At 66.9% G+C, this 24,890-nt stretch carries 21 protein-coding genes; 13 read left to right on the top strand and 8 right to left on the bottom strand.

Annotated elements, in window-relative coordinates; translation table 11 throughout:
• The first annotated feature begins 599 nt into the window (after positions 1-599).
• Complete coding sequence (locus AC07UK_RS36690; RefSeq protein WP_494687990.1) at positions 600-4,103, top strand: pyruvate carboxylase; 3,504 nt, start codon at positions 600-602, stop codon at positions 4,101-4,103.
• An 85-nt stretch (positions 4,104-4,188) separates the two neighbouring features.
• On the opposite strand, the gene AC07UK_RS36685 is transcribed toward AC07UK_RS36690, so the two are convergent.
• Complete coding sequence (locus AC07UK_RS36685) at positions 4,189-4,539, bottom strand: hypothetical protein (RefSeq protein ID WP_436221252.1); 351 nt, start codon at positions 4,537-4,539, stop codon at positions 4,189-4,191.
• 302 nt (positions 4,540-4,841) lie between these two features.
• Between AC07UK_RS36685 and AC07UK_RS36680 the strand changes: the two genes are divergently transcribed.
• Positions 4,842-6,623 carry a SulP family inorganic anion transporter gene (locus tag AC07UK_RS36680; protein WP_494687991.1) on the top strand — a complete coding sequence of 594 codons (1,782 nt, stop codon included), beginning with the start codon at positions 4,842-4,844 and terminating at the stop codon, positions 6,621-6,623.
• Positions 6,624-6,661: 38 nt separating this feature from the next.
• Here AC07UK_RS36680 and AC07UK_RS36675 read toward each other — a convergent pair whose 3' ends face one another.
• From AC07UK_RS36675 to AC07UK_RS36645, 7 genes are all read right to left on the bottom strand, one after another.
• Positions 6,662-7,987 carry an MFS transporter gene (locus AC07UK_RS36675; RefSeq protein WP_436221254.1) on the bottom strand — a complete coding sequence of 442 codons (1,326 nt, stop codon included), beginning with the start codon at positions 7,985-7,987 and terminating at the stop codon, positions 6,662-6,664.
• Between the two features lie 126 nt (positions 7,988-8,113).
• Positions 8,114-9,094, bottom strand: a complete 981-nt coding sequence (locus tag AC07UK_RS36670) for a tripartite tricarboxylate transporter substrate binding protein (protein WP_494687992.1) — start codon at positions 9,092-9,094, stop codon at positions 8,114-8,116.
• 71 nt (positions 9,095-9,165) lie between these two features.
• Positions 9,166-12,732, bottom strand: coding sequence for an indolepyruvate ferredoxin oxidoreductase family protein (locus tag AC07UK_RS36665; protein ID WP_494687993.1), 3,567 nt, complete (start codon positions 12,730-12,732; stop codon positions 9,166-9,168).
• 91 nt (positions 12,733-12,823) lie between these two features.
• The gene (locus tag AC07UK_RS36660) at positions 12,824-13,858 is read right to left on the bottom strand and encodes an Ldh family oxidoreductase (RefSeq protein WP_494687994.1); all 1,035 of its coding nucleotides are present in this window, start codon (positions 13,856-13,858) and stop codon (positions 12,824-12,826) included.
• The gene (locus AC07UK_RS36655; protein WP_436221258.1) at positions 13,855-14,559 is read right to left on the bottom strand and encodes a GntR family transcriptional regulator; all 705 of its coding nucleotides are present in this window, start codon (positions 14,557-14,559) and stop codon (positions 13,855-13,857) included. Before AC07UK_RS36655 ends, AC07UK_RS36660 begins: the two co-directional genes overlap by 4 nt.
• A gap of 6 nt (positions 14,560-14,565) precedes the next feature.
• A complete protein-coding gene (locus AC07UK_RS36650) occupies positions 14,566-15,720 on the bottom strand; it encodes a UxaA family hydrolase (protein ID WP_013956247.1) in 1,155 nt (384 codons plus the stop codon).
• Between the two features lie 5 nt (positions 15,721-15,725).
• On the bottom strand, positions 15,726-16,016 hold the full coding sequence (locus tag AC07UK_RS36645) for a UxaA family hydrolase (protein ID WP_436221259.1): 291 nt from the start codon (positions 16,014-16,016) through the stop codon (positions 15,726-15,728).
• Between the two features lie 217 nt (positions 16,017-16,233).
• On the opposite strand from AC07UK_RS36645, the gene AC07UK_RS36640 reads away from it, so the two are divergent.
• The 11 genes from AC07UK_RS36640 (at position 16,234) to AC07UK_RS36590 (ending at position 24,806) form a co-directional block, all read left to right on the top strand.
• Positions 16,234-16,695 (top strand): hypothetical protein, encoded by a 462-nt coding sequence (locus AC07UK_RS36640; protein ID WP_436221260.1) that lies wholly within the window; start codon positions 16,234-16,236, stop codon positions 16,693-16,695.
• The gene (locus tag AC07UK_RS36635) at positions 16,685-17,050 is read left to right on the top strand and encodes a hypothetical protein (protein WP_436221261.1); all 366 of its coding nucleotides are present in this window, start codon (positions 16,685-16,687) and stop codon (positions 17,048-17,050) included. The genes AC07UK_RS36640 and AC07UK_RS36635 overlap by 11 nt, the downstream gene beginning before the upstream one ends.
• A 52-nt stretch (positions 17,051-17,102) precedes the next feature.
• Positions 17,103-18,074 (top strand): zinc-binding dehydrogenase, encoded by a 972-nt coding sequence (locus AC07UK_RS36630; protein ID WP_436221262.1) that lies wholly within the window; start codon positions 17,103-17,105, stop codon positions 18,072-18,074.
• Between the two features lie 33 nt (positions 18,075-18,107).
• Positions 18,108-18,902: a TauD/TfdA dioxygenase family protein gene (locus AC07UK_RS36625; protein WP_436223058.1), complete on the top strand. Its 795-nt coding sequence runs from the start codon at positions 18,108-18,110 to the stop codon at positions 18,900-18,902.
• 116 nt (positions 18,903-19,018) lie between these two features.
• Positions 19,019-20,137: a Re/Si-specific NAD(P)(+) transhydrogenase subunit alpha gene (locus AC07UK_RS36620; RefSeq protein WP_436221263.1), complete on the top strand. Its 1,119-nt coding sequence runs from the start codon at positions 19,019-19,021 to the stop codon at positions 20,135-20,137.
• A gap of 22 nt (positions 20,138-20,159) precedes the next feature.
• Positions 20,160-20,510, top strand: coding sequence for an NAD(P) transhydrogenase subunit alpha part 2 (locus AC07UK_RS36615; protein WP_436221264.1), 351 nt, complete (start codon positions 20,160-20,162; stop codon positions 20,508-20,510).
• Positions 20,507-21,976, top strand: coding sequence for an NAD(P)(+) transhydrogenase (Re/Si-specific) subunit beta (locus AC07UK_RS36610; protein ID WP_494693913.1), 1,470 nt, complete (start codon positions 20,507-20,509; stop codon positions 21,974-21,976). Before AC07UK_RS36615 ends, AC07UK_RS36610 begins: the two co-directional genes overlap by 4 nt.
• 23 nt (positions 21,977-21,999) lie before the next feature.
• The gene (locus AC07UK_RS36605) at positions 22,000-22,788 is read left to right on the top strand and encodes an SDR family NAD(P)-dependent oxidoreductase (protein WP_436221266.1); all 789 of its coding nucleotides are present in this window, start codon (positions 22,000-22,002) and stop codon (positions 22,786-22,788) included.
• A 29-nt stretch (positions 22,789-22,817) separates the two neighbouring features.
• Entirely contained in the window at positions 22,818-23,879 is a 1,062-nt protein-coding gene (locus AC07UK_RS36600; RefSeq protein ID WP_436221267.1) for a phosphotransferase family protein, read from the top strand.
• Between the two features lie 187 nt (positions 23,880-24,066).
• Positions 24,067-24,321 (top strand): hypothetical protein, encoded by a 255-nt coding sequence (locus AC07UK_RS36595; protein WP_010808930.1) that lies wholly within the window; start codon positions 24,067-24,069, stop codon positions 24,319-24,321.
• An 83-nt stretch (positions 24,322-24,404) separates the two neighbouring features.
• Positions 24,405-24,806, top strand: a complete 402-nt coding sequence (locus AC07UK_RS36590) for a hypothetical protein (RefSeq protein WP_436221268.1) — start codon at positions 24,405-24,407, stop codon at positions 24,804-24,806.
• The last annotated feature ends 84 nt before the right edge of the window (positions 24,807-24,890 follow it).

Below are 24,890 nucleotides of genomic sequence, written 5' to 3'. Positions count from 1 at the left end.
TCGTCAGCCTGGCCACGTTGCCCACGCCGGCACTATCGGTTGCCGCGCGGCACAGGTGCTGCATCGCGCATTGGCCGCGGCATCGATGAAATGAAAAATTTCATTTCTGAAATCCGATAGGCTGGCCTCGGAAGAAAATCCTCCACTAAATCAAAGGGATGGTGCCTGAATCGGCCGTGGCCCGCTTCTTGCGGCAGCAGGCCGGGATGGGCGCGTATTTCATCGTGCCTGCAAACCTGCCGTCGCCCTCGCCATCGCGCTGCGTCGCGGGCAGGCGAACCTGGTCTTGAAGAGGAAGGCACCACGATGTACTACGGAAGAAACGGAGCCCGCGGGCACAGCCGCGAGCTTGCCGGAGATGGCGATCAGCCGCTTGCCGGCCAGAATCAAAGCGAGCATGGCGAGCGGGACCAGCCGTCGCCAAAGCGAGCCAACTGGGCATGGGCCGCTGCATCGGCGCACTATGACTGGATGGACTCGCACGCCCCATTTGCCCATTTCGACTAGCGGCCCAGGCAAGCCTCGCGCCCGTGCTGCATCCCTGATCACCTGACCCTGCCGTGGCAGTTGCGCACGGCTGGTTCGTTTCCCTGCGCCCCATGGACTACGCCCCTATCCGTTCCCTGCTGATTGCCAACCGTTCCGAGATCGCGATCCGCGTGATGCGCGCCGCCGCCGAGATGAATGTGCGCACGGTGGCGATTTATTCGAAGGAAGACCGCCTCGCGCTGCATCGCTTCAAGTCCGATGAGAGCTATCTGGTCGGCGAGGGCAAGAAGCCGCTGGCGGCTTACCTCGACATCGACGACATCCTGCGCATCGCCAGGCAGGCAAAGGTCGACGCCATTCATCCGGGCTATGGCTTCCTCTCGGAAAACCCGGACTTCGCGCAGGCCGTGATCGACGCGGGAATCCGCTGGATCGGCCCGTCGCCCGAGGTCATGCGCAAGCTTGGCAACAAGGTGGCGGCGCGCAACGCGGCGATCGAGGCGGGCGTGCCGGTGATGCCGGCAACCGATCCGCTGCCGCATGACCTGGAGACATGCAAGCGCCTGGCCGCCGGCGTCGGCTATCCGCTGATGCTCAAGGCAAGCTGGGGCGGCGGCGGACGCGGCATGCGGGTCCTGGAAAGCGAGCAGGACCTTGAGGGGGCGCTCGCCGCGGCGCGGCGCGAGGCGCTGGCTGCGTTCGGCAACGACGAGGTGTATGTCGAAAAGCTGGTGCGCAACGCGCGCCATGTCGAAGTGCAGGTGCTCGGCGACACGCACGGCAACCTCGTGCATCTCTATGAGCGCGACTGTACCGTGCAGCGGCGCAACCAGAAGGTGGTGGAGCGGGCGCCCGCGCCTTACCTCGACGATGCCGGCCGGGCCGCGCTGTGCGAATCGGCCCTGCGGCTGATGCGCGCGGTCGGCTACACCCATGCCGGCACGGTCGAATTCCTGATGGATGCCGATTCCGGCCAGTTCTACTTCATCGAGGTCAATCCGCGCATCCAGGTCGAACACACGGTCACGGAGATGGTCACCGGGATTGATATCGTCAAGGCGCAGATCCGCGTGACCGAAGGCGGCCATATCGGCATGACCGAGAACACGCGCAATGAAAACGGCGAGATCGTCGTGCGCGCCGCGGGCGTGCCGGTGCAGGAAGCGATTTCGCTCAACGGTCACGCGCTGCAATGCCGGATCACCACCGAGGACCCGGAGAACGGCTTCCTGCCGGACTATGGCCGCCTCACCGCCTACCGCAGCGCGGCCGGCTTCGGCGTGCGCCTGGACGCCGGCACTGCCTACGGCGGCGCGGTGATCACGCCGTACTACGATTCGCTGCTGGTCAAGGTCACCACCTGGGCGCCGACCGCGCCCGAATCGATCCGGCGCATGGACCGTGCGCTGCGCGAGTTCCGCATCCGCGGCGTCGCGTCCAACCTGCAGTTCCTCGAGAACGTCATCAACCATGCCGCGTTCCGGTCCGGCGATGTCACCACGCGCTTTATCGACCTGACGCCGGAACTGCTGGCCTTCACCAAGCGCCTGGACCGCGCCACCAAGCTGCTGCGTTACCTGGGCGAGGTCAGCGTCAACGGGCACCCGGAGATGAGCGGCCGCACGCTGCCATCGCTGCCGCTGCCCGCACCGGTCCTGCCCGCCTTCGACACCAGCGGTGCGCTGCCCTACGGTACGCGCGACCGGCTGCGCGAGCTGGGCGCGGAGAAGTTCTCGCGCTGGATGCTGGAGCAGAAGCAGGTGCTGCTGACTGACACCACCATGCGCGACGCGCACCAGTCGCTGTTCGCCACGCGCATGCGCACCGCCGACATGCTGCCGATCGCGCCGTTCTATGCGCGCGAACTGTCGCAGCTGTTCTCGCTGGAGTGCTGGGGCGGCGCCACCTTCGACGTGGCGCTGCGCTTCCTCAAGGAAGACCCGTGGCAGCGCCTTGAGCAACTGCGCGAGCGCGTGCCCAACGTGCTGTTCCAGATGCTGCTGCGCGGCTCCAACGCGGTCGGCTACACCAATTATGCCGACAACGTGGTGCGCTTCTTCGTGCGCCAGGCGGCCAGCGCCGGCGTGGATGTGTTCCGCGTGTTCGATTCACTGAACTGGGTGCGCAACATGCGGGTCGCGATCGACGCCGTCGGCGAGAGCGGCGCGCTGTGCGAAGGCGCGATCTGCTATACCGGCGACCTGTTCGACAAGTCGCGCGCCAAATACGACCTGAAGTACTACGTCGGCATCGCGCGCGAGCTGAAGCAGGCCGGCGTGCATGTGCTGGGCATCAAGGACATGGCCGGCATCTGCCGACCGCAGGCCGCGGCGGCACTGGTCAGGGCGCTCAAGGAAGAGACCGGGCTGCCGGTGCATTTCCATACCCACGACACCAGCGGCATCTCGGCCGCTTCGGCACTGGCCGCGATCGAGGCCGGCTGCGATGCGGTCGACGGCGCGCTCGACGCCATGAGCGGGCTGACTTCGCAACCCAACCTGTCGAGCATCGCAGCGGCCCTGGCCGGCAGCGAGCGTGATCCCGGCCTCAGCCTGGAGCGCCTGCACGAAGCGTCAATGTACTGGGAAGGGGTGCGCCGCTTCTACGCGCCGTTCGAATCCGAAATCCGCGCCGGCACCGCCGACGTGTACCGCCACGAGATGCCCGGCGGCCAGTACACCAACCTGCGCGAGCAGGCGCGCTCGCTCGGCATCGAGCATCGCTGGACCGAGGTATCGCGTGCCTATGCCGAGGTCAACCAGATGTTCGGCGACATCGTCAAGGTGACGCCGACGTCCAAGGTGGTCGGCGACCTGGCATTGATGATGGTGGCCAACGACCTGAGCGCCGCCGACGTGTGCGATCCGGCCAAGGAAACCGCCTTCCCTGAATCGGTGGTGTCGCTGTTCAAGGGCGAACTGGGCTTTCCGCCCGACGGCTTCCCCGCGGCACTGTCGCGCAAGGTGCTGCGCGGCGAGCCGCCCGCGCCGTACCGGCCCGGCGACCAGATCCCGCCGGTCGACCTCGACGCGGCGCGCGCCGCGGGTGAAGCCGCGTGCGAACAGCCGCTCGACGACCGCCAGCTGGCTTCGTACCTGATGTACCCGAAGCAGGCCGGCGAGTACCACGCGCATGTGCGCAACTACAGCGACACCTCGGTGGTACCCACGCCGGCATACCTGTACGGCCTGCAGCCGCAGGAAGAAGTGGCCATCGACATCGCCGCCGGCAAGACCCTGCTGGTCTCGCTGCAAGGCACGCACCCCGATGCCGAAGAGGGTGTCATCAAGGTCCAGTTCGAGCTGAACGGGCAGTCGCGCACCACGCTGGTCGAGCAGCGCAGCACCACGCAAGCGGCGGCGAAGCGCCACAGCCGTCCGGTTGCCGAGCCCGACAACCCGCTGCATGTCGCCGCGCCCATGCCTGGCTCGATCGTGACGGTGGCGGTGCAGCCAGGGCAGCGCGTGGCCGCGGGCACGACGCTGCTGGCGCTGGAGGCGATGAAGATGGAGACCCATATCGCGGCGGAGCGGGACTGCGAAATCGCCGCAGTCCATGTTCAGCAGGGCGATCGCGTGGCGGCGAAGGATCTGCTGATTGAACTGAAGAATTGACGCTGGCTGGCAGGCGCGGGCTCCGATTCGCATCCCGCAGCGAACCGTCCGCCACTTCCACCACGCCGTGCAGACAGATTCCCGGCTACGTGCAGTTGTCCCGGTACGCCTGCTGCAGTTGCTTGCGCGTCTTGTCGCGTTCGATCTTGGGGATGGTGCGGCCTTGCGCGTTCTGGGTGGCGGGGCCGGATGATTGATAGGAGCGCTTCTTGGAGGTGGCGTTGTATTGCTCCTTCAGGGCTTCGCACTTGGCGCGCGCGGCCTCTTCAGGATCGGGCGAGGCGGCTGACGGGGGGCGATAGGGACTGGCCCCGCCTTGCACCGCTTCCGATATGGCGCCGGCGGCACCACCTGCCGGTGCGGGCTGCGCCAGGGCAGGCGAGGCCCACGCCAGGGCCAGCAGGCCGGTTGCCAGGCATCTCGTCGATATCGGCATCTTGTCTCTCCCCGGTGCAAAGGCATTCCGCTGGGCGCGGGAACCCTGTCGGACTACAGGCTGGCTTGCCAGACCATCATACGTCCCATTACCGGGATTGTCAGAAGCGAATGACCCGGGCGGTTCTTCCCCGTAGCCAGATCGGGAGCGCGGTGCGGCAAGCAGGCAGCATTGCATTGCAGCATCCGAGGCGCTTCGCGGCACCCCGACCAGGGCGTTCCAGGGCAGGCTGATCCACTTCTTTCTTTGATCCGGCGGGGCGGCACCCTCTATAGTCGATGTATGCCAAGGAGATGCCCCCCATGGAGCCTCAGAACCTGACTCCCGCCGCGCAGCGCGAAGCCGACAAGGCACCCGGGTGGTTGCGCTGGCTCCCCGGGGTCCAGATGCTGAAGTCATACCAGCCGGGCTGGCTGCCGAACGACCTCGCCGGCGGGCTGGTACTGACCACCATGCTGGTGCCGGTCGGCATCGCCTACGCCGAGGCCTCCGGCGTGCCCGGTGTCTACGGGCTCTACGCCACCATGATCCCGATGCTGGTGTATGCCGTGTTCGGCCCGAGCCGGATCCTTGTGCTGGGGCCGGATTCGGCCCTGGCTGCGCCGATCCTGGCTGTGGTGCTGCAGGTCTCCGGCGGCGATCCGGCGCGCGCCATCATGGTGGCCAGCATGATGGCAATCGTTTCGGGCGTGGTCTGCATCGTGATGGGGCTGTTGCGGCTGGGGTTCATTACCGAGTTGCTGTCCAAGCCGATCCGCTATGGCTACATGAACGGGATCGCGCTCGCGGTGCTGGTCAGCCAGTTGCCCAAGCTGTTCGCCATCTCGATTGAGGACGCCGGCCCGCTGCGGGAGATAATCAGCCTCGGCCGGGCGGTTCTGGCCGGCGAGACCAACTGGTACAGCTTTGCGGTCGGCGCGGGCAGCCTGGTGCTGATCCTGTTCCTGAAGCGCTTCGAGCGCATTCCCGGCATCCTGATCGCGGTGATCATTGCCACGCTGGTCGTCAGCGTGCTGCACCTGGACCAGTCCGGCGTGAAGGTGCTGGGCCAGATCCCGCAAGGCTTGCCGGCCTTTGTCGTGCCCTGGGTGAGCGATGCGGACCTGGTGAAGATCCTGCTGGGCGGGTGTGCCGTTGCGCTGATCTCGTTCGCGGATACCAGCGTGCTGTCGCGCACCTTTGCCGCACGCACCAACACCCGCGTCGACCCGAACCAGGAGATGGTCGGGCTGGGCGCCGCCAACCTGGCCGTGGGCTTCTTCCAGGGCTTTCCGATCAGCAGCAGCTCGTCCCGAACGCCGGTGGCCGAAGCCGCGGGCGCGAAGACCCAGCTTACCGGCGTGGTGGGTGCGCTGGCCGTGGCGGCGCTGCTGATGTTCGCGCCCAACCTGCTGCAGTACCTGCCAAACAGCGCGCTGGCCGCGGTGGTGATCGCGGCGGCCATCGGCCTGTTCGAGGTGAATGACCTCAAGCGCATCTACCGGATCCAGCAGTGGGAGTTCTGGCTTTCCATGGTGTGCTTTGCCGCGGTGGCAGTGTTCGGGGCCATCCAGGGGATCATCCTGGCCGTGGTCATCGCCGTTATTGAGTTCCTGTGGGACGGCTGGCGGCCGCACTATGCCGTGCTCGGCCGCGTCGAAGGCCTGCGCGGCTATCACGACATGCAACGTTACCCGCATGCGCAGCGCATCGACGGCCTGGTGCTGTTCCGCTGGGATGCGCCGCTGTTCTTCGCCAATGCCGAACTGTTCCAGGAGCGGCTGATGGAAGCGATCGATGCATCGCCGACACCCGTGCGCAGGGTCGTGGTGGCGGCCGAACCGGTGACCAGTGTCGATGTCACCTCGGCCGACATGCTGCGCGAACTGAGCCGGACCCTGGACGCGCGCGGCATCGCGCTGCATTTTGCCGAGATGAAGGATCCCGTGAGAGACAAGCTCAAGCGCTTCGAGCTGATGGAAGCGATTGGCGACAAGAACTTCCATCCGACCGTGGGCAGTGCGGTGGATGACTACCTTGGCCTTGATGACGGCCCGACCGGCACGGGCAGCGGAAGTCCGCCTGCGGCGCCGGCCGGCCACTGAAGAGCCCTGCGCCGCATGCTTCGTTGCCGGCGCTGTGCTTACGAGAGCCGGCGGCCGAGCGTTTCCGGCACCATGGCCAACCCGAGCAGCGAGACCAGGCCGCAGCCGATCAGGTAGAACGCCGGCGCATTGGGACTGCCTGTCAGGTGGATCAGCAAGGTCGAGAACAACTGGGCAAAGCCGCCGAATATCGCAATGGCCACATAGTAGGTCACGGACATGCCGGTGGCCCGCAGGCGCTGCGGCAATACCTCGCTCACCAGCACCAGCGTGGCGGGCGAAGTCATGGCCATGGGGATGGCCAGGCACCCGACCACCACCAGCAGGCAAGTCAATGACGGAAAGGTGTTGAGCACGAAAAAGGCTGGATAGGCCATCAGCAGCAACACCACGCGCGACCACCACACCATGGTGCGGCGCCCGACGCGGTCGCACATCCACCCGGCGATCGGGCCAAACACCACCATCATGGCCGCGGCCACGAAGCCGGCCCAGACCGCCTCCCCGCGCGGGATATGCAGCTGGAAGGTGGCGTAGTTCGGCAGATAGTAGGCGATCAGGTGTACCGCCGCCGCGAGGCCGGTCATCAGGAGCACGCTGGCCACCAGCTCGCGCCAGTGCTGACGCATCAGCTGCCATCCGCCGGCAGCGGCCTTCTTGCGCGGCGGCGGCACCAGCGTTTCCTCCAGGCGCCGGCGGATCAGCTGGCCGATGGGGATTACCAGGATGCCGAGCAGGAATGCAGCGCGCCAGCCCCAATGCTCGAGGGCATCGGCGCTGAGCGTATGGCTGAGCGAGAGCGCCACCAGCGCTGCGAACACGGCGGCAATACCCTGGCTGGCCGTCTGCCAGCTGGTGTAGAAGCCGCGCGAGCGTTCGTCCGCGTACTCCAGCAGCATGGCGCTGGCCGAGCCCATCTCACCGCCGATTGCAAAGCCCTGCAGCAGGCGTGCGAGGATCATCAGGACCGGGGCCAGGTAGCCGATCTGTGCATAGGTCGGCGTCACCACGAGGATCAGGGCGCTGAACGCCATCAGCCACATCGACAGCAGCACCGCGGGCTTGCGGCCATGGCGGTCGGCGTACGCGCCGATCACCAGTCCGCCCAGGGGCCGCATCAGGTAGCCCGCGCCAAAGGTGCCGAACGACAGTAGCAACTGGCCGAGCGGATTGCCGACAGGAAAATAGAGGGGAATGATCAGGGTGGCGAAGAAGTTGTACACCCCCGAGTCGTATAACTCCAGGGCACCGCCGATGGTGATGGCGGTGACCGCAGAAGCCTTGGACATGGGCTTGGGGTTGTCCTCGGCCGGCGCGGGCGTGGATACTGGCGACGCCATGGTGGTGGTGGGATCGAGGGGCAAAGCTGTCTCCTGGCGCGGCCATTGCTGGTACGAATGCGGGCAAGACGCCGCCGCGCGCGGTTGTTAGTCTGATGAAGTGAGTCGGTCGAGGCGGGTCGCGGCCTGGCGCCGCCAGGCCGCGCTGCCTTATTCCAGCCGGAACCCGGTCTGCTTGATGGCGAGCGCCCATTTCTTCTGCTCGGCCGCCATGAAGCTGGCAAACTGGTCTGGGGAACTCTGGCTGGCGGGCTCATAACCCCTGCTGACGAGTTGCTGGCGCACGCCAGGCGCATTCAGGGCCTTCTCGATCTCCTTGCCGAGCAGCGCGACGATTTCCTTCGGCGTGCCGGCGGGTGCCACCAGGCCATACCATTCGCTGGCCTCGATACCGGGGAAGCCCGCCTCCGCCATGGTTGGCACATCCGGGAACAACGGCAGCCGCTGCTTGCTGGCCACGGCGATGCCCTTGAGCTGGCCGCCCTTGACGAACGGCATCACCGCCGGCACGCCGTGGAACATCATCTGGATATGGCCACCCACCATGTCGGTCAGCGCCTGCGGTCCGCCCTTGTAGGGCGCGTGCACGACATTGATATGGGCGGTCTCCTTGAACACCTCGGTGATCACGTTTTGCTGGGTGCCCGGGCCGACCGATGCATAGCTGAGCTTGCCGGGCTCCGCCTTGGCGCGTGCCACCAGGTCCTTGACCGAGCCGCCCACGGACGGGTGGATTACCAGCATGTACGGCGAGCTTGCCATCAGCCCCAGCGGCGCGAAGTCCTTGCCCATGTCGAAGGGCAGGTTCTTGTGCAGGCTGGCGTTGATCGCCATCGGCGCGCTGGCGACCAGCAGCGTGTAGCCATCCGGTGCCGCCTTGGCGCCCATGCCGGCGCCGATATTGCCGGTTGCCCCGGGCCGGTTGTCGACCACGACTTGCTGGCCCAGGCTGGCCGTCATCTTCTCGGCCACCGTGCGGGTGACCGCATCGACGCCGCCGCCCGCCGGCCAGGGCACGATGATGCGGATCGGGCGGTTGGGGTATCCGCCTTGTGCCAGCGCGCAGGTGGCGCAGGCTGCAAGTGCGATCGCGCCCAGGGTACGGCCAAAACGGTTCAGTACGGATTTCATCTGTTGTCTCCTCGCTGTCTCTGACGGGCCCCGGTGAAGGTGACGGGGCTTTCGTTGGTTCAGTCTTTGATTTATGCCGCTTCAGTAGCTTTGATTTGTCCCGGCTGCGCGCCTGCTTGCTGCCATTGCGCCATCAGCCGCTCCCAGCGCGTGCGGGTGGCCGCCAGGTTGCGCGCCTTGACGTGGCCGTAGCCGCGGATTTCCTGCGGCAGCCGGGCAATCTCCAGCGCCAGGTCAAGGTTTTGCGCGGAAAGTGCCGGCAGCAAGGCTTCCACGCTGCGCCGGAATTCACCGATCAAAGCCCGCTCTTCCTTGCGCTCCAGGGTGTAGCCGAAGGGATCGAATGCCGTGCCGCGCAGTCCCTTGAACCGGGCCAGTACGCCGAACGCGCTGCGCATCCACGGGCCATAGGCGCCTTTCACCGGTTCGCCGGCCTGGTTCTTCCGCGCAAACAGGGGAGGGGCCAGGTGATGGACCAGCCGGACCTTGCCTTCGAACATCGACTCGATCTGCTGGCGGAATGCGGCGCCGGTATGCAGGCGAGCCACCTCATATTCGTCTTTATAGGCCATCAGCTTGAACAGCGAGCGGGCCACGGCTTCGGTCAGGCGGGTGCCGCCGACGACCGATTCCGCCGCCTTCACGCGGCCGACAAACGACTCGTATTGCGCCGCATAGGCCCGGTTCTGGTAGCCGGCCAGGAAGTCGGCGTGCTTCTTCATCAGTTCCTCGACCGGAACCTTGCGCACGAACTGGATCACCTGCGAGCCGGCCGGCTGCGCGGGTATCTTCGACATATCGTGGGCGCACAGCCGGCCCCATTCGAAGGCCGCCTTGTTGCTGTCGACCTGCACGCCGTTGAGCTCGATGGCGCGCATCAGCGCGGCGTGCGACAGCGGCACCTTGCCCTTCTGCCAGGCGAAGCCGAGCAGCAGCAGGTTGGCGTAGATCGACTGGCCGAGCAGCTGCTTCGCCACCTGTTCAGCGTCGAAGCTGGCGAGCTGGCCTTCGCCGACGGACTGCGCGATCCGCGCCACGGCCTCGCCGGTCTGCGGGTCCCAGTCCGGGTTGCGGACAAAGGCCGCGGTCGGGGTGATATGGCTGTTCAGCACCACATAAGTCCGCGCCGGCGACATCGCAGCCAGCGAGGTCTTGCTGGCGGCGACCACGGTATCGCAGGCGATCACCAGGTCGGCCATGGCCATGTCGACACGGCTCGCATGCAGGGCGTCCGGGCTGGCGGCGATCTGGATGTGGCTCCAGGTGGCCCCGCCCATCTGCGCCATGCCGGTCGCGTCCTGGGTGATCACGCCCTTGCCTTCGAGGTGGGCGGCCATGCCCAGCACGCCGCCGATGGTGACGATGCCGGTGCCGCCGATCCCCGCCACCACGATGCGCTGCGGCTTGCCGGCATCCGGCAGCGTGGGCATCGGGATGGCCGGAGGCGTGGCGCGGCCGCTCGCGGTGGTGGCGGGCTTCTTCAGTTGGCCGCCCTCGACCGTGACAAAGCTCGGGCAGAAGCCCTTGGTGCAGGAGAAGTCCTTGTTGCAGGTGTCCTGGTTGACCTTGCGCTTGCGCCCGAAGTCGGTTTCCACCGGTTGCACCGCCAGGCAGTTGCTTTCCACCGAGCAGTCGCCGCAGCCTTCGCACACCAGCTCGTTGATGACCACGCGCTTGGCCGGATCGACCATGGTGCCGCGCTTGCGCTCGCGGCGCTTCTTGGTGGCGCAGGCCTGGTCGTAGATGATCACGGTCACGCCGGACACCTCGCGCAGCTCGCGCTGCACGGTATCGAGTTCGTCGCGGTGGCGCACGGTGACGCCGGCGGCGAGGCTGCTGACGCCCTTGTACTTGCCCGGCTCGTCCGTGACCACGACGATCTGTCGCGCGCCTTCGGCGGCCAGTTCGCGCGTCATTGCCGGCACGTCGAGCTGGCCGTCCACCGGCTGCCCGCCGGTCATGGCCACGGCGCTGTTGAACAGGATCTTGTAGGTCAGGTTCACGCCGGCATGGATCGACTGGCGCACCGCCAGCAGGCCCGAGTGGTTGTAGGTGCCGTCGCCCAGGTTGGCGAACATGTGGGTGCGCTTGCTGAACGGCGCCTGGCCCATCCAGTGCACGCCTTCGCCGCCCATCTGCGACCAGGAAGTGGTCGAGCGGTCCATCCACACCACCATGCCGTGGCAACCGATGCCGGCGGTCGCGACCGAGCCTTCCGGCACCTTGGTGCTGGTGTTGTGCGGGCAGCCCGGGCAGAACCACGGCAGGCGGTCGGTGGCGCGCGTATCGCCCTGGGCGGTGGCGTGTTCCTTCGCTTCGATTTCCTGCAGGCGCACGTCCATGCGCGCGGCCACGTCGGCCGGCACGCCCAGCGCCTTGAGCCGCTGCGCGATGGCCTTGGCCACCAGCGCGGGCGAGAGATCGGCCTTGGCGCGCAGCAGCCAGTCCTCGGCGGGCTTGCGGTGGCTCCATTCGCCGCCGGCGCCGTCGGTGTGGTGGAACTTGCCGAAGACGGCAGGGCGGGCGGCGGGCGCGTAGTGGTACAGCTCGTCCTTGAGTTGCTGCTCGATCACGGGACGCTTCTCCTCGACCACCAGGATTTCGCGCAGCCCGCGCGCAAAGTCGCGCACGCTGTCGGGCTCCAGCGGCCAAACCACGCTGACCTTGTGCAGCCGGATGCCGAGCGCGCGGCAGGTGGCGTCATCCAGCCCGAGGTCGAGCAAGGCCTGGCGCGTGTCGCTGTAGGCCTTGCCGCTGGCGATGATGCCAAGGCGGTCGCCGGATCCCTCGATCACGTTGCGGTTCAGGCGGTTGGCGCGCACATAGGCGAGCGCGGCCGGCCACTTGAACTCCATCATGCGCGCCTCGGCCGCGAGCGGATCGTCGGGCCAGCGGATATGCAGGCCGCCGTCGGGCAGGGCAAAGTCTTCCGGCAGCACGATGTGCACGCGATCCGAGTCGGTGATCACCGAGGCGCCCGATTCCACCACCTCCTGCACGGTCTTCATGCCGGCCCACAGCCCGCTGAAGCGGCTCATGGCCAGGGCATGCAAGCCCAGGTCGAGGATGTCCTGCACATTGGACGGGAAGAACACCGGCAGCCCGCACGCCATGAAAGTGTGGTCGCTCTGGTGGGCCAGCGTGCTGCTCTTGGAGACGTGGTCATCGCCGGCGAGCGCGATCACGCCGCCCAGCGGCGAAGTGCCGGCCAGGTTGGCATGCTTGAGCGCATCGCCGCTGCGGTCGACGCCGGGGCCCTTGCCATACCAGATGCCGAACACGCCGTCGTAGCGCTTGCTGGCGGCATCGAAGTCCAGTTGCTGCGAGCCCCAGACCGCCGTGACGCCGAGTTCCTCGTTGACGCCGGGTTTGAAGACCACGTGGTTATCGGCAAGATGCTTCTTTGCCTGCCACAGCGCCTGGTCATAGGTGCCGAGCGGCGATCCGCGGTAGCCGGAAATAAAGGCGGCGGTGTTGTGGCCGGCCTCGGCATCGCGCTTGCGTTGCAACAGCGGCAGGCGTACCAGCGCCTGCACGCCGCTCATGTAGGCACGGCCGGAGTCCAGTGCGTACTTGTCGTCGATCGACACGGCTTGCAACGCCTGCCGGGCCGCGTCGGGGAGGATTGGAGCATTCATAAGGGCGGTTTTCAGGCAAACAGGGTTGAACGGGGCCTGCCGGCGTGCCTTGGCACCCGGATTCCAGGCAATACAGGTGATGGAAGCGGCGCTAGCCGGGGAGGGGGATGCCGAGTTCGCGGCCTAGCGCATCCAGTTCCCGCACGACCGCGTCGGGCAGGGCGATGCCTTGCTCGCGGCCTTCGCGTTCGAGCGCTTCGCCACGGTGTCCGGGGAGCCGGGCATCGGCGCCGCCGGCGGCAAGATAGTTGCCGGTCCACTGCGCCATGTAGTCGGCGAACAGCTCCTTGCCGGCAAAGGCGTCCGGCTTGACCAGCCAGACAAAACCGCCCTGGCGGCCGACCGCGCCGGCGCCTGCGACGGTGTTGCGCGCGGGAGAAAGCGAGTCTGCGGTGGCGGCCATGGCGCCGGCCAGGCACTCCACCATCATGGCGATGCCGATGCCCTTGTGCCCGCCGGTGGGCAGCAGCGAGCCTTCCAGCGCGCGTTGCGCATCGGTGGTCGGATGGCCGTCGGCGTCTAGCGCCCAGCCCTCAGGAATCGGCTTGCCTTCACGGGCGGCCAGCAGGATATGGCCGCGCGCGGCGACGCTGCAGGCGACGTCGAACACGATCGGCGCCGCGCCCGGCAACGGGCAGCCGAAGGCGATGGGGTTGTGCCCGATCGCGGCGCGGGCAAATCCTTCCATGCCCAGCACGGGCGGGGTGCGCTGTCCGACCATGCAGAAGGCACCCGCCTCGGCGGCCAGCAACGCCGGGATGCCCAGCGCGCCGAGATGGCCGCACGATTGCACCGCGACCAACACGGACGCGCTCGACTGCAGCGCCTCCAGCCCGAGTTGCACGGCGCGCGGGCCCGCGATCTGGCCCATGGCGCCGTCGGCATCCAGCACGATCCCGCCTGGGAAGGCCTTGTGCGACATCTCGGGACACGGGTTGAAATCGCCGGCACGCAGGCGTTCGACATAGGAGGGGACCCGCGTCAGGCCATGAGTCTTGTAGCCACGCAGTTCGCTGCGCACCAGCGCGGCGGCGGCTTCGCTCGCGTGGTCGGGCGCGACGCCGCACGACTCGAACACGGCGGCGGTCCAGCGCGCAAGGCTGTCGGTGTTCCAGCGGATACTCATGTGGATTTCTCCCGCATGATCATCAGGCGCTCCGCGAACGGGGCGGCATAGATCGACTGGTAGTAGAGCGGCTGGTCGCGCAGCGTGTAGCCGCGCAACTCCATGATGAATGCCGGCGCTTCCGGGTCGAGCCCGAGTTCCTGTGCGGCCACGGCCGGCGCCTGGCCGAAGCGGATCCACTGGTCCACGCGAAGCGTTGGCAGCGACAGGCGCTGGCCGATCAGCTCGCGCAGGTTCTTCTCCAGGGCATCGCGGTCCAGCCCGCCGAGCTGCGCGAAGTCTTCCTCGCGCAGCCAGAACTCGCTGTAGAGGTCGAAGTGGCCGCCGACGCTGATCACGCGCTCGATGCGCACGTAGCCGTCGCCGGCGAGGAACTCCGACCACGGTCCCTTGCGCTTGATCCGCTTTACCGAGCGCGCGTGGACGTAGGACGGCAGTTCGTTCCCCTGTTCATCGCGAAAGCGCAGGTAACGGACATCCGCCGGCGCAACGCGCGTCCCGGAGACAAAGGTGCCCCGTCCCTGTTCACGCGTGATCAGTCCGGAGTGCGTCAGCCGCGCCAATGCCTTCTGGATCGTGCCGACGCTGACCCCATGGAAGCTGGCGAGCTCTCCCTCGGAGGGCAGGCGGTCGCCCTCGCGCAGTGCGCCGGATTCGATGGAGCGGATGATCGCGTCGGAGACGCTGCGAAGTTTGGTCATGGTTGTTCAGAGGCTCAGTGCGAATCGACTGACCGCGGTCTCCCGGATATCGAGCACCTCGCTGGTCAGCCGCGTGCCGGATGCGACGTCCATCGCATAACCAAACAGCTGCTCGCCGAGGTCGGAGATCTTGTCCCCGTTCTGCAGGACTCCGCTGACGTCGAAGTCAATGTTGTCGGCCATGGTGTGCAGGGTATTGACGTTGCCGCACACCTTGACGGTCGGTGCCACCATGCTGCCGATGGGGTTGCCCACCCCCGTGCCGAAGAAGGTGAGCTGGCATCCGCCGGCGGCCAGCGCAGTGAGATTTTCCACTGCTGCGGCCGGCGCGTCCATGAAATGCAGCCCCTTCTTCTGCGGCGCCTCGCCGTAGCGCAGCACGCCCACCAGCGGGCTGGTGCCGGCCTTGGCCATGGCGCCCAGCGCCTTTTCCTCGACCGTGGTCAGTCCGCCGCGCTTGTTGTCGGGCGAAGGCTGGTCCTCGCGCATGTCGACGCCGCGCGAGATCGCCAGGTTTTCCATGTTGCGCACCGCCGTGACAAAGGCCTCGCGCACCCGGCCATCGGCCGCGCGCTCGGCGAACAGGTGCTCGGCGCCGATGAACTCCGAGGTCTCGGAAATGATCACGGTGCCGCCGCCGGCGATCACCATGTCCGCCATGCGGCCGATCACCGGATTGCAGCTCAGTCCGGAAGTGGTGTCTGAACCGCCGCACTCGACGCCGATCACCAGCGATGACACCGGGCACGGCACACGGCGCGCCTTCGACGCGGCCAGCGACAGTCGGCTGGCCTTGCGAGTGCCTTCGGCGATGCATGCGACCGTGCCGTCGGGCTGCAGGTGCACGCATTCGACCGGCTTGCCGGTGCTGCGGATGCGGCGTGCGACCTCTTCCGTCGACGATTCTTCCAGGCCCACCAGCAGCACCGCGGCGATATTGGGATTGCGGCCAAGACCGGCCAGCGACTCGAACGCGAAATCCAGGTCGGCGCCGAACTGTCCGCGCACGAACAGCGTCGTGACCGGGATGCAGCCGCCTACGGTGCGAGCAATGGTGCGGGTGACCGGATTGCAGTTGTCCATCACGGAAACCACCGCGACCCAGTTGCGCACACCGACCGCGCCGTTTTCGCGCGGGTATCCGAGGAAAGTTGTTGTCATCTGCATTACCCCTTTTGCAGGTCGCCGCGGGCACGCGCCGACTCGATGTTGTGAACGTGCATGTGTTCGCCGGCGCGCACCGCGCGGCTGGCGCGGCCGATGACCTGGCCGTACTTCAGGATGGTTTCTCCCTCGACCGTGTCGGCGATGCAGATCTTGTGGCCGAACGGCACGTCTTGCAGCAGCACAAGCCTGCCTTGTCGCTCGCCTTCCAGTGCGCAGGCTTCGCCGGCCTGGCCGGCGTCCAGCAGGGTGGCCACATTGTCGGCCGGGTTCAGTACGATGGCTCGGGGCATTGATCAACTCCTGTATAGGTGTTGGGATCAAATGTAGGGAGCCGACTGCCATGTAGTCAAGGATAAATAGGGGAACTCAGCGAAAACCACTACTCATACAGTGAAAGTCCTATATAGAAGTTTGTTGACATCGACCCGGCCGCTGTCTATCGTCATGTCAACGGCGATGTTGTTTGCGCCGGAGCATCGATGCAGTGAATCAATGGAGAAGGCGGACATGAACGTCATGTCACACAAGGAAAAGATTGCGAAGCTGCAGGCCCTGCGCGCACGCCTGGATCCCCTGGAGGACTTCGGCCTGTGGTTCTGGGCAGGCATGACCGCCGGCACCCATGCCGTCAATGCAGCACTGCACCAGGCCGGCATCACGCTGGCCGACGACCGGTTTCCGACGCAACCCGGCGTCTACCTGGTGCCGCAGCCCGACGGCAGCCTGAAGCCGGCGTTCCAGCCGCTGGGCGACGTCCTGCATGTCGGCCGCCCGAAAGTGGAGGGGCCGGTGCCTGCCGATATCGCCGAGATGATGGAAGCGATGGAGCACATCGAGCACTACCGTGATCCCTGTCTGCGCGAAGGGATGGCGCCCACTGGCGAGATTGCCGCGGGTTGCGACGCCGCGCTGCGCCGCTGCCTGGACTTGCTGGAAGCGCGTCTAGAGGGAGACAGCCATGGACATTGAGCAGCACATGGCGATGGCGCGCAGTCTCGAGGCGTCGCTGCAGAAGTGCACCAGCGCCGACTACGAGATGACTATCGAAGGCGCGATGCTGGCGGGCACGCACTGGCTGAACGCGCTATTGCACAAGCTGGGCGCGACGCCGCCGCAGGCGGATGTGTTCCACACCTACCTGCTGACGGTCAATGAATTCCGGCGGCTGGCGGTGGCGGCGGAGAAGCCGCTGCACGCCCTGGCCGCCATCGAGGATACGCGGGCGCCGTTTGTACGCGGCAACCATCCGGGTGGAGAAGCTGCCGCCGAACGGGCGCTGGAGCTGCTGTCGCTGATCCGCGCGACGGCGCTGGGTAGCGCATAGCAAGTACTGACACAGCAAGAGACACGTCGAGAGACAGGAAAAGGAGACAACAGTGAAGGCAGTCCGTGTAGTGCCGGGCCCCGAGGGCGGCAAGGTCGAAGTGCAGGATATCCCCGTGCCGGTGGCGGCAGCGGGGCAGGTACTGGTGAGGGTGCGCGCTGCGGGCCTCAACCGTGGCGAAATCAACCAGGCGAAGGAGCTGCGCTCGGGCAACACCATCACCACCGGCGTCGAATTTGCCGGCGAGATCGCGGAAGTCGGCGAAGGCGTCAGCGGCTGGCGCAAGGGCGACCGCGTGATGGGCCATGGCCGCGGCTGCCAGGCGGAGTACGTGGTGGCCGACCCGTTGGCGCTGATCCCGGTGCCGGACGGCCTGTCGTGGATCGATGCCGCGGCGTTCCCCAACGTCTTTATCACCGCGCATGACGCACTGGTCACCAATGGCCGCCTGGTGGCGGGCGAGTCGGTGCTGGTCAACGGCGCCTCGGGCGGCGTGGCGATGGCGGCGATCCAGATCGCCTCGCTGATGGGCGCCCGGCCCGTGATCGCGTCCTCGCGCTCGGCGGCCAAGCTGGACAAAATCAGCCAGTTCGGCATGGATGTCGGTATCGACGCCTCGAAGGACGACCAGGTCGAGGCGGTCTTGCAGGCCACCGACAACAAGGGTGTCGACATCATCATCGATACCGTCGGCGGCCCGGTGTTCGAGGCCAATATGAAAAGCCTGGCAATCAAGGGCCGCCTGGTGAACATCGCGCGGCTGGGCTCGGCAACCGCCCAGATCGACCTGGCGCAGCTCTGGCTCAAGCGCCTGCAGCTGATCGGCGTGACCTTCCGCACCCGCACGGAACAGGAGCGGCTGGAATGCATCCAGGCCTGCGCGCGCGACATGCTGCCCTTTTTGCGCGCGGGCCGCGTGCGCCTGCCGATCGACCGGACCTTTGCCATGACCGACATCGACGCCGCGCATGCGTACATGAAGCAAGACCAGCACGTCGGCAAGATCGTGTTGCTGGTCGACTGATTCCACAGAAAGCGATAGATAAGAGGAGACATGATGACAATCCAGATCAAGCCGCTGACCGGCTCCGTGGCCGCAGCCGTGACCGGTGTCGACCTGAACCAGCCGCTCGACGACGCCAGCTTCGAGATCCTGCACCGGGCCTTCCTGGAGCATGGCGTGCTGGTGTTCCGCGGCCAGCAACTGCAGCCGGCCGCGCAGGTCGCGTTCGCCCGGCGCTGGGGCAAGCCGGTGCAGGGCAACCCGCTGCTCAAGGGCCTGACCGAGTTCCCGGAACTGGCCCAGGTCACCAGGATCCCGAAGGAAACCGCCTCGACCGAGGCCTGGCATTCGGACTCGATCTATACCGAGGTGCCGCCGAAGATCTCGATCCTGTCGGCGGTCACCATCCCCATCGGTGGCGACACCATGTGGTGCAACCAGTACGTCTCGTACGACCGCCTGTCGCCGGCGATGCAGCGCATGATCGAAGGGCTGCGGGCCCGCTTCTCGGGGGCGCGGCTGGCCAGGATGACGGGTTCGGACAAGGTGCCGACGGCCGTGCACCCGATCGTGCGCACGCACCCGGAGACCGGGCGCAAGGCGCTTTATGTCGGCCACCCCGACACCGCGCAGTGCATCGAAGGCATGACCGAAGCGGAGAGCCGTCCGCTGCTCGACTTCCTGTATGAGCACTCGGTGACGCCGGACAACGTCTACCGCCATATGTGGCAGGAGGGCGATGTGGTGATGTGGGACAACCGCTGCACCATGCACTACGCCGTGCACGACTATGGCAATGCCGACCGCGTGCTGAACCGCGTCACGCTGGAAGGGGAAGTGCCCCGCTGAGCTGTACCGCCAAGACCGGCGCCGCGCCTTGCCGTTGATCCGGCATGCGGCGCCCGGCACACAGGTTGCCCGTCCACCCCCGACGCACGGAATGCACGGGACCAAAGGAGATTGAAATGCAGATAGGGATCCCGACTGAGACGCGGGCGGGGGAGGCGCGCGTTGCCGCAACGCCGGAGACCGTGAAGAAATACGTGGCACAGGGCCACCAGGTCGTATTGCAGGCTGGCGCCGGCGCGCGTGCCAGCCAGACCGACAGCGCCTATGAGGCCGCGGGCGCGCGCATCGGCAGCGCCGCCGAGGCGCTGGGCGCGCAACTGGTGCTGAAGGTGCGCGCACCGGACGAAGCCGAGCTGGCGCAGATGAAGCCGGACGCCGTGCTGGTCGGCATGCTCAATCCCTTCGACGCCGAGAACAACGCGCGCATGTCCGCCGCGAACATCACCGCCTTTGCGCTTGAAGCCGCGCCGCGCACGACGCGCGCGCAGAGCATGGACGTGCTGTCGTCGCAGGCCAATATCGCCGGCTACAAGGCCGTGCTGGTGGCGGCGCACCATTACCAGCGCTTCATGCCGATGCTGATGACCGCCGCGGGCACCGTCAAGGCGGCGCGCGTGCTGATCCTGGGCGCCGGCGTGGCCGGCCTGCAGGCCATCGCAACGGCCAAGCGGCTGGGCGCGGTGATCGAGGCCTCCGACGTGCGCCCCGCGGTGAAGGAGCAGATCGAATCGCTCGGCGGCAAGTTCCTCGATGTTCCCTTCCTCACCGACGAAGAGCGCGAGATCGCGCAGGGCGTGGGCGGCTATGCCCGCCCGATGCCGCCGGACTGGATGAAGCGCCAGGCCGAACTGGTCCACCAGCGCGCGATCCAGGCCGACATCGTCATCACCACCGCACTGATCCCGGGCCGCAAGGCGCCCACGCTGCTGCACGAAGCGACCGTGCAGCAGATGAAGCCGGGCTCGGTGGTGGTCGACCTGGCCGCGGCACAGGGCGGCAATTGCCCGCTGACGGTGGCCGACGAAGTGGTCGAGCGCCACGGCGTCGTGCTGATCGGACACACCAACCTGGCCGGCATGGTCGCGGCCGACGCCTCGGCACTGTATGCGCGCAATGTGCTGGACTTCCTCAAGCTGGTCATCGACAAGGACGGCCAGTTCACGCTGAACCTGGAAGACGACATCGTCGCCGCCTGCCTGATGACGCGGCGCGAAGAACTGGCGCTGGCCAGCTGAACCGGCAATCAAGGAGATCTCGATGGAAATGGTTAGCCACACGGTGATCAACCTGATCATCTTTGTACTGGCGATCTACGTGGGCTACCACGTGGTCTGGACGGTAACCCCCGCGCTGCACACGCCGCTGATGGCGGTGACCAATGCGATCTCGGCCATCATCATCGTCGGCGCCATGCTGGCCGCCGGCCTGACCGAGGGCTACGTTGGCCGCTCAATGGGGACGCTGGCGGTGGCGCTGGCGGCGGTGAATGTGTTCGGCGGCTTCCTGGTCACGCAGCGCATGCTGGAGATGTTCAGGAAGAAGGCACCCAAGGCGCAGCCCGAAGCCAAGGGGCAGCCTGGCGGCAAACTGGCGGAGGTAGCGCAATGAATGGCCTGTCGATGAATATGGTGACGCTGTCCTACCTGGGCGCGTCTGTTTGCTTTATCCAGGCGCTCAAGGGGCTGTCACACCCGACCACGGCGCGGCGCGGCAATACCTTCGGCATGGCCGGCATGTTGGTGGCGGCGCTCACCACGGTGGCGCTGATCTTCAAGCTGAAGAGCGAGCTGCTGTCCGGCGGGGCGGACCCGTCCGCGCCGGGCACCGGCCTGGCGCTGATCCTGGCCGCGCTGGTAGTGGGCGGGGGCATCGGCGCCTACGTGGCGAAGAAGGTGCAGATGACCAAGATGCCCGAGTTGGTCGCAGCGATGCACTCGCTGATCGGCCTGGCCGCCGTGTTTATTTCGGTGGCGGCAGTGGCGGAGCCCGCTGCCTTCGGCATCACGGCTGCCGGTTCGCATGACATTCCGCTGGGCAACCGCATCGAACTCTTCATCGGCTGCTTCGTCGGTGCCATCACCTTCTCGGGCTCGGTGATCGCCTTCGGCAAGCTGGCCGGGCGCTACAAGTTCCGGCTGTTCCAGGGCGCACCGGTGGTATTCGCCGGCCAGCACTGGCTGAACCTGCTGCTGGCGGTGGCGATGGTGGGCTTTGGCATTGCGTTCTTCCTGACGCAGGCGTGGATGCCGTTCCTGGTCATGCTTGCGATCGCCTTCGTGTTGGGCGTGCTGATCATCATTCCGATCGGCGGTGCCGACATGCCGGTGGTGGTGTCGATGCTGAACTCGTACTCGGGCTGGGCGGCGGCGGGCATCGGCTTCTCGCTGAACAACCCGATGCTGATCATCGCCGGCTCGCTGGTGGGCTCCTCCGGTGCGATCCTGTCGTACATCATGTGCCGGGCGATGAACCGCTCGTTCTTCAACGTGATCCTGGGCGGCTTTGGCAGCGACGCCGCGGCCGCGAGCGGCCCGGCAGGGCAGGCCCAGCGCAACGTGAAATCGGGCTCGGCGGACGACGCCGCCTTCCTGATGGGTAACGCCGAGACGGTCATCATCGTCCCGGGCTATGGCCTGGCGGTGGCCCGCGCGCAGCACGCGCTGAAAGAACTGACCGAAGCGCTCACGGAGAAGGGCGTGACCGTGAAGTACGCAATCCACCCGGTGGCGGGCCGTATGCCGGGCCATATGAACGTGCTGCTGGCCGAGGCCGAGGTGCCGTACGACCAGGTCTTCGAGATGGAAGACATCAACAGCGAGTTCGGCCAGGCCGACGTGGTGCTGGTGCTGGGCGCCAACGACGTGGTCAACCCGGCGGCCAAGAACGACCCCAAGTCGCCGATCGCCGGCATGCCGATCCTGGAGGCCTACAAGGCCAAGACCATCATCGTCAACAAGCGCTCCATGGCCGCCGGCTACGCCGGGCTGGACAACGAGCTGTTCTACATGGACAAGACCATGATGGTGTTCGGCGACGCCAAGAAGGTGGTCGAGGACATGCTCAAGGCCGCCTGAGCCCAATGCAGAGGAGACAAGCAATGAACCAGCAAGAACGCAACCTCGGCCTGTTTGCCGACCTGGAGGGCAAGGTAGCGCTGGTGACCGGGGCCTTTGGCGGCCTGGGCCTGCATTTTGCGCAGACGCTGGCGCGCGCCGGCTGCAAGGTGGCGCTGGCGGGCCGGCGCGTGGCCGAAGGCGAGGCCGTGCTGGCGGACCTGCGCAAGCAGGGCGGGCAAGGCTGCGTCGTAGCGCTCGACGTCAGGGATCCTGCATCGGTCGGTGCGGCGTTCGAGACGGCGCGCCAACAGCTCGGCCCGGTCCAGGTGGTGGTCAACAGCGCCGGCATCGCCACCACCGGGCCGGCCATGGAGGTGGATGAGGACGCCTGGCAAGGCGTGATCGATACCAACCTGAACGGCGCCTGGCGCGTGGCGCAGTGCGCGGCGCGGATGATGCGCGAGGCCGGCAGCGGCGGCAGCATCGTCAATATCGCGTCGATCCTCGGCCTGCGCGTGGCGCAGCAGGTCCCGGCCTACACCGCCGCGAAGGCGGGCCTGATCCACCTGACGCGCTCGCTGGCGCTGGAATGGGCGCGGCACGGGATCCGCGTCAACGCGCTGGCGCCGGGCTATTTCGAGACCGACATCAACCGCGGCTTCTTCGAGACCGACAGCGGCCGGGCCATGATCGGGCGCATTCCGCAGCGCCGGCTCGGCCAGCCGCGCCAGCTCGACGGCGCGCTGCTGCTGCTGGCCTCGGATGCTTCCGACTACATGACCGGTACGGTGCTGCCCGTGGACGGCGGCCATGCGGTCAGCTCGCTGTGAGCCCACCGGCAATCGAGGAGAGCAATCCGATGCAACCAGCCCTTGCAGTTCCCGCCGCCACTGGCGGATCGGGTTTCGACAGCGCAGCCTTGGCGACGCTGCTGCACGCAGAAGGCCTGATCGACCGGCCCGAACTGACCCTGGAGCGCCTTGCCGGCGGCCAGTCCAATCCGACCTACCGGCTGGCCTGCGGCGCGCAGCAGTACGTGCTGCGCACCAAGCCGCCGGGCCAGTTGCTGTCGTCTGCCCATGCCATCGACCGCGAGTACCGCGTGATGCACGCGCTGCGCGACAGCGACGTGCCGGTGCCGCGGGTCTACCTGTACAGCGAAGACACCACGATCCTTGGCACGCCTTTCTACGTGATGGGATTCCTGCAGGGCCGCGTGATCTATGACCAGTCCCTGCCGGGCCAATCCCCGCAACAGCGCGCCGCGATCTACCGCGAGATGAACCGCGTGATCGGCGCCTTGCACCGGGTGGACTATCGCGCCGCCGGCCTGGCGGACTATGGCAGGAGCGGCGGCTACGTGGCGCGCCAGGTTGCCCGCTGGGCCGGCCAGTGCCGAGACACCGGCATGGGCGACAACAAGGCGCTGGCGGCGCTGGCAGAGTGGCTGCCGCAGCACGTCCCGGACGCGGAGCAGACCAGCGTGGTGCATGGCGACTACCGCATGGACAACCTCGTCTTCCATCCCACCGAGCCCCGCGTCATCGGCGTGCTTGACTGGGAGCTGTCCACGCTCGGCCACCCGCTGGCGGACCTGGCCTACCACTGCATGAGCTGGCATATCCCGGCCGACCTGTGGCGTGGTATCGGCGGCCTCGACCTGAAGGCGCTGGGCATTCCGGATGAGGCGACCTACCTGCGCTGGTATGGCGATACCAACGGCACGCACGCGCTCGAGCACTGGGACTTCTATCTTGCCTACAACTTCTTCCGGCTGGCGGCGATCATGCACGGCATCGGGCAGCGCGCCAGGAGCGGCAACGCCGCCGCGGCGGATGCCGTGGAGACCGGCAGGAAGGCGGTGCCGCTGGCCGAGCTGGGGTGGCAATTCGCCAAGCGCTACCGCGCGGCAGGGCGTTAGCGTCGGCGCACGATCCGGCGCCAGCCGGATCGAAGCCTCCGCAGGTGATGGAATCTGCCCTGGGTTCCTTATCGGGAATCAAAGTTTGCCTTCCGATCCAGCCTCGCTTAAAGATAGGAAGGGGAGATGGGCCCGCGGATTCATGGCCGCATCGGAACCGGGCATCCCGAGCCTTCAGGAGACGTCAATGAGTGTGCTGATGCTTGTGAATATCGATACGGCGACAACCGACGAGGAAATCCAGGAGTTCATCGGTCGCTACGGCTTCCCGGCCTGCGATGAGATCGAACGCGTGCCGGGAGACGGCACCCGCCCGGCGGTGTCGCTGCATTTCAATTCGGTCGATGGGGCCGCGCTGCGGCTGCTGCAGCCGCGCATCAACCACCTGTTCTGGAAGCAGCGCAAGGTGGACGCGATGGTGCTGACCGAGCGCTTCGAATAGGCCGCTGGCGCGGCTGGCGGGCATGTGGGTCCGGTGCTTCCTCGCTTGCCCGCCTCGGGGCAGGCCATGGCGGAGGAGGCAAGATGAACAGGCGATACAGGATCCTGCACGCGCTGGCATGCAGTGCCGCAATGCTTGCGGGTGCAATGCCGGCGGGGCCGGCCGTTGCCTATTTTGACCACTACCTTGGCGGCACCATCGTCGGCACGCTTACCCAGGACCAGCTCACGGCGTTGACGGATGTCTTTCGCAGGACCCTGGAGCAGGGCGCCGATGGCGCCCGCATGCCGTTCAGGCTGCCGCCCGACACGCGCGAGCGGCAGGTCGAAGGTTCCTTCACGGCATTGCAGTCCCGGCGCGACCACGGCGACCGCTGCCGGCAACTGCGCAGCGAATTCCGCCGGGCCGGCGAAACCGAAGCCTGGACCGGGTGGTACTGCAAGGAGAAGGACGGCAGCTGGAAGTCGCGCAAGCTGCCGAAGTAGCTAGTACCGCTAGTCCATCGCGTCATTGAATTGGCACCGGGCGAATTCGCCGCGCTGGATCGTCGTACTTCCACTTGATTGGCT

Source organism: Cupriavidus sp. GW821-FHT07C08 (genome assembly GCF_059419025.1).
The sequence above is the reverse complement of the archived record's forward strand: the minus strand, read 5'-3'. Positions and strand labels throughout refer to the sequence as shown.